3 protein-coding genes and 2 pseudogenes are annotated in these 3953 nt (G+C 70.0%); 2 read left to right on the top strand and 3 right to left on the bottom strand.

Features of this window, described 5'->3' with window-relative positions:
* The 3 genes and pseudogenes from PKE44_RS16155 to PKE44_RS16145 form a co-directional block, all read right to left on the bottom strand.
* Nucleotides 1-460: pseudogene (locus PKE44_RS16155) on the bottom strand (hypothetical protein); the annotation flags it as partial.
* A gap of 444 nt (nt 461-904) precedes the next feature.
* Nucleotides 905-2050, bottom strand: coding sequence for an ABC transporter permease subunit (locus PKE44_RS16150; RefSeq protein ID WP_324553196.1), 1146 nt, complete (start codon nt 2048-2050; stop codon nt 905-907).
* Nucleotides 2051-3058 carry an amino acid ABC transporter substrate-binding protein gene (locus PKE44_RS16145; protein ID WP_324553192.1) on the bottom strand — a complete coding sequence of 336 codons (1008 nt, stop codon included), beginning with the start codon at nt 3056-3058 and terminating at the stop codon, nt 2051-2053.
* 237 nt (nt 3059-3295) lie between these two features.
* On the opposite strand from PKE44_RS16145, the gene PKE44_RS16140 reads away from it, so the two are divergent.
* Together PKE44_RS16140 and PKE44_RS16135 are read left to right on the top strand one after the other, a co-directional pair.
* Nucleotides 3296-3637, top strand: a complete 342-nt coding sequence (locus tag PKE44_RS16140) for a DUF4870 domain-containing protein (RefSeq protein WP_324553189.1) — start codon at nt 3296-3298, stop codon at nt 3635-3637.
* A gap of 42 nt (nt 3638-3679) precedes the next feature.
* Nucleotides 3680-3832: pseudogene (locus PKE44_RS16135) on the top strand (transcriptional regulator); the annotation flags it as partial.
* Nucleotides 3833-3953 lie beyond the last annotated feature (121 nt).

The raw sequence follows: 3953 nt of genomic DNA, 5'->3' as shown, positions 1-3953 counted from the left end.
GCAGGCCCATGCCGGCATCGTCGAGCGAATTGCGGTTGAAGGCCAGGCGCAGGAATTCGGCCATGGCCGTGGTTTCAGCGAAGGTGCGGCGGGCGGTCTCGTCGGTGGCATGGGCGGGATCGCAGAAGGGCGTGCCGGGCAGCGCCATGCCGTGGCGGCAGTCGAAGACGCTCACCACCGGCGGCGCGGCGGCGGCGAGCGCGGTCATGCCGATCGGCAGCACGCGGTGCGCCATGCGCATCAGTTGCTGGCTGGCGCTGCGCACCTTGCGCCATTCGGTTTCGATGCTCGCGGCATCGGCGAAGGATTTGCGTTGTGCCTCGGGCAGTTGCTCGTCCTGCGCGAAGCGGTCGAGCACCCGGGTCGGGATGATGAAGCAGCCGCAGCCGGCCGCGTGGCGGTGATGGGGCGTGAGTCTCGCGGCGCACGGTGCGGTTTCGGGACGGGACGGACGGGACATGTTCGGACTCCTGATGGCGGTGGCCGTCATGCGTCCGGCTTCTGGAACGTGGCCGCCGTGTTGCAACCCACGGCCGCGGCGTTCAGGCCGGAATCGTCGATGTGCCGTTCACGTCCGGCTTGCGGATTCCTCCCCTGCAGACAGGCAGGGTGGAATGAATCGAAATGCCATTCGGGCACGTGACCGGCTTTTCCGGCTGTCGGACATTTGCGGATGCCGCAGCCGGCAGCGATGAGCCTAGTGCGCGATGCCGGCAATCCCATACTGCAGGCGCAGTATCCGGCGCGGCTTTCTCCGGACATGAAGGAAACTTCATGCGCAAGGCCGTCCGGAGCACCCGGACCCTGGGCGGCGGCTAATGCCGGGCCGCAGGAATGACGATCACGAATCCGGACTTTTCCCTGCAGACCCGGACCCGTCCGGACAAGCCCGCGGCGCGGCGCATCAGCGTCCCCTGCCCCACAGCGCGATCAGCCCCGCGACCGCGAGGTTCACGCTCAGATAGGCCGCCATGACGATCGCGATGCCTTCGATCGCCTGCCCGGTCTGGTTGATCGTCGTGCTGGCGATCGAGAGCAGGTCCGGATAGCCGATCGCGACCGCGAGCGAGCTGTTCTTGATCAGGCTCAGCGCCTGACCGGCATACGGCGGCAGCGCGACGCGCACCGCCTGCGGCAGCAGCACCAGCCGCAGCGCCTGCACCGGCGTCAGCCCCACGGCCAGCGCCGCCTCGCGCTGGCCGGCCGGCACGGCGTCGATGCCGCCGCGCACGATCTCGGCGATGTAGCTCGCCGAGTACAGCGTGAGGCCGAGCCCGAGGGCCGCGAACTCCGGTGTCAGCACCGTGCCGCCGACGAAGTTGAAGCCGCGCAGCACCGGCTGCGACAGTCCGGCACTCGCGCCGCCGAGCCACAGCGTCGCCAGCACCGGCAGCGCGAACAGCGCAAGCGGTGCCAGCAGCCGGCCGCGGCGACGCGTGTGCAGCAGCCGGCCGCGCAGCCGCAACGCTGCGATCAGGCTCGCCACCGCCACGGCCAGCGCCCACAGCCATGGCCCCGGTTCGAGCGGCACCGGCAGGTACAGGCCGCGGTTGCTGACGAACACCGCCGCCAGCGGCTGCCAGGCCTGACGCGGCGGCGGCAGCAGCGTCGTCAGCAGCGCGTACCACAGGAACAATTGCAGCAGCAGCGGCGTGTTGCGGAAGCACTCGACGTAGACGCGCGCGCCGCGGCGGGCGAGCGGCTGCGCGCTCCGCAAGGCCACGGCCAGCAGCACGCCGAGCACGGTCGCGCCGAACAGCGCCGGCAGCGACACGCGCACGGTGTTGACGAGGCCGACGGCGAGCGCGCGCGCGTAGCTGTCGGCCGGTGAATACGCGATCGGTGTCTCGGCGATCGCAAAGCCGGCCTCGCGCTGCAAAAAACCGAAGCCGCTCGCGATCTGCTGCGCGCGCAGGCTGTCGCGCACCGTCGTCACCGCGAGCGCCAGCAGGCCGAGGATCACGGCGAGTGACACGAGCTCGATCAGCCAGCGCTGCCAGCGCGGATACGGCCACGGCCACGACGAGGGCGCGCGCTCGTGCTGGGGCATCTAGCGCACCGGCATCGCGTACAGCAGCCCGCCCTGCGTCCACAGCGCGTTCGGGCCGCGCGCGAGGCCGAGCGGGGCGCCGAGGTTGCGTTCGTAGATCTCGCCGTAATTGCCGACCTGCAGGATGGCCTGATACGCCCAGTCGGCGCGCAGCCCCAGCGCATCGCCGAGATCGCTGCTGGCGCCGAGCATGCGCCCGAGCGCCGGATCGCCGCTGTCGCGCATCGCCCTGACGTTCTGCGAGCTGACGCCGCGCTCCTCGGCCTCGATCAGCGCGCTGACGCTCCAGAACACCGCCTCGGCCCACTCCGCGTCCTTCTGCAGCACGGCCGGCGCCAGCGGCTCCTTGGAGATGGCCTCGGGCAGGATCGCGTAGTCCTCGGGGCTGCCGGCCATGGTCGCGCGGATCGACGCCAGCCCCGAGCGGTCGGTCGTGTAGACATCGCAGCGATGCGCGAAGAAGGCGCGGTTCAGCTCGTCGAAGTTGTCCATCACCACCGGCTTGAAGCTCATGTGCCGGGCGCGGAACCAGTCGGCGACCGACTGCTCGGTGCTGGTGCCGCTCTGCACGCAGACGCTGGCACCGTCGAGTTCGGTGGCGCTCTTCACGCCGAGCGTCTTTGCGACCATGAAGCCCTGACCGTCGTAGAACACCACCGGCCCGAAGCGCAGCTTCAGGCCCGCCGCGCGCCCGAGCGTCCAGGTGGTGTTGCGCGACAGCAGATCGATCTCGCCCGACTGCAGCGCCGTGAAGCGCTGCTGCGCGTTCAGCGGCACGAACTCGACCTTGTCGGCGCTGCCGAGCACGGCCGCGGCGACCGCGCGGCAGATGTCGGCATCGAGTCCGGTCCAGCGCCCCTGACTGTCCGGCGACGAGAACCCCGGCACGCTGACATTGACGCCGCAGCGCAGGCTGCCGCGCGCGAGCACGGCCGCGAGGGTTTCACCGGCCGGGGCCGGCGCGGCGGCGGCAGCGAGGACGAGAACAGCGACAGCGGAACGGAACATCGGCATGGCAGGACTCCGGCGGCGGCAGCAGACATGCGCCCGACTCTAGCCCGAAGCCTCGCCCGCGCGCTGCCAGCGGCCGGCGCGCGAACTTCGCCGGCCGCGGCGCAGTCGCAGAATGCAAGGCCCGGCGCGCCCCTGTCCGTGCGCGGCCCGCCGGTCCGGCCTGTCCGATCCATCATCCGCCAACCCGGCGCGCCCGCCCCGTGCCGCGCGCCCCGAGTGAGGAAACCCGTCATGGAAAGCTCATACCCGGTGACGCTGAATCAGGATTCGAAGAACGTCGCGCTGCTGGTCTGGATCGGCACGATCTTCTTCAGCTTCGTGCCCGCGCTGATCGTGTATCTGATCAAGAAGGACGACGGCTATGTGCAGGATCAGGCCAGGGAGGCGCTGAACTGGGCGATCACCGTCATGATCGGCTTCCTGCTCGCCCGCATCCTCGCCTGGGTCCTGATCGGCGCGCTGGCCTACCCGGTCGTCGCGCTGGTGAACCTGATCTTCTGCGTGATGGGCGCCGTCGCCGCCACGCAGGGCAAGGCGTTCCGCGTGCCGTTCGCGTTGCGGCTGATCAAGTGAGGGCGGACCTGGCGCGGCGCCGGGGCGGGCCGCGCCACGGAAGTTGGCCAGCGGCGGGGCGCGCGGGTGATTTACTACAACATGCTCGATGACGGACGTATCTGGCTGCTGATCGTGTACAGCAAGGCCAAATTCGACAATCTGCCGACCGAATTCCTGAATGCCCTGCGCGCCGAGGTGGATCGTGGACGATGAAATGCAGCAGTTCTGCGACGATCTCCTGCAGTCGGTACGCGAAATGAAGGCCGGTGAGGTTGCACGCAGCACCGGGCCGACCGAAGCCGCGCTGGCGCGCCGGCTGTCCGGCCTGTCACAG

It is taken from the genome of Plasticicumulans sp. (assembly GCF_035331805.1).
In the GTDB taxonomy this organism is placed as follows: Bacteria; Pseudomonadota; Gammaproteobacteria; order Competibacterales; family Competibacteraceae; genus Plasticicumulans.
The sequence above is the reverse complement of the archived record's forward strand: the minus strand, read 5'-3'. Positions and strand labels throughout refer to the sequence as shown.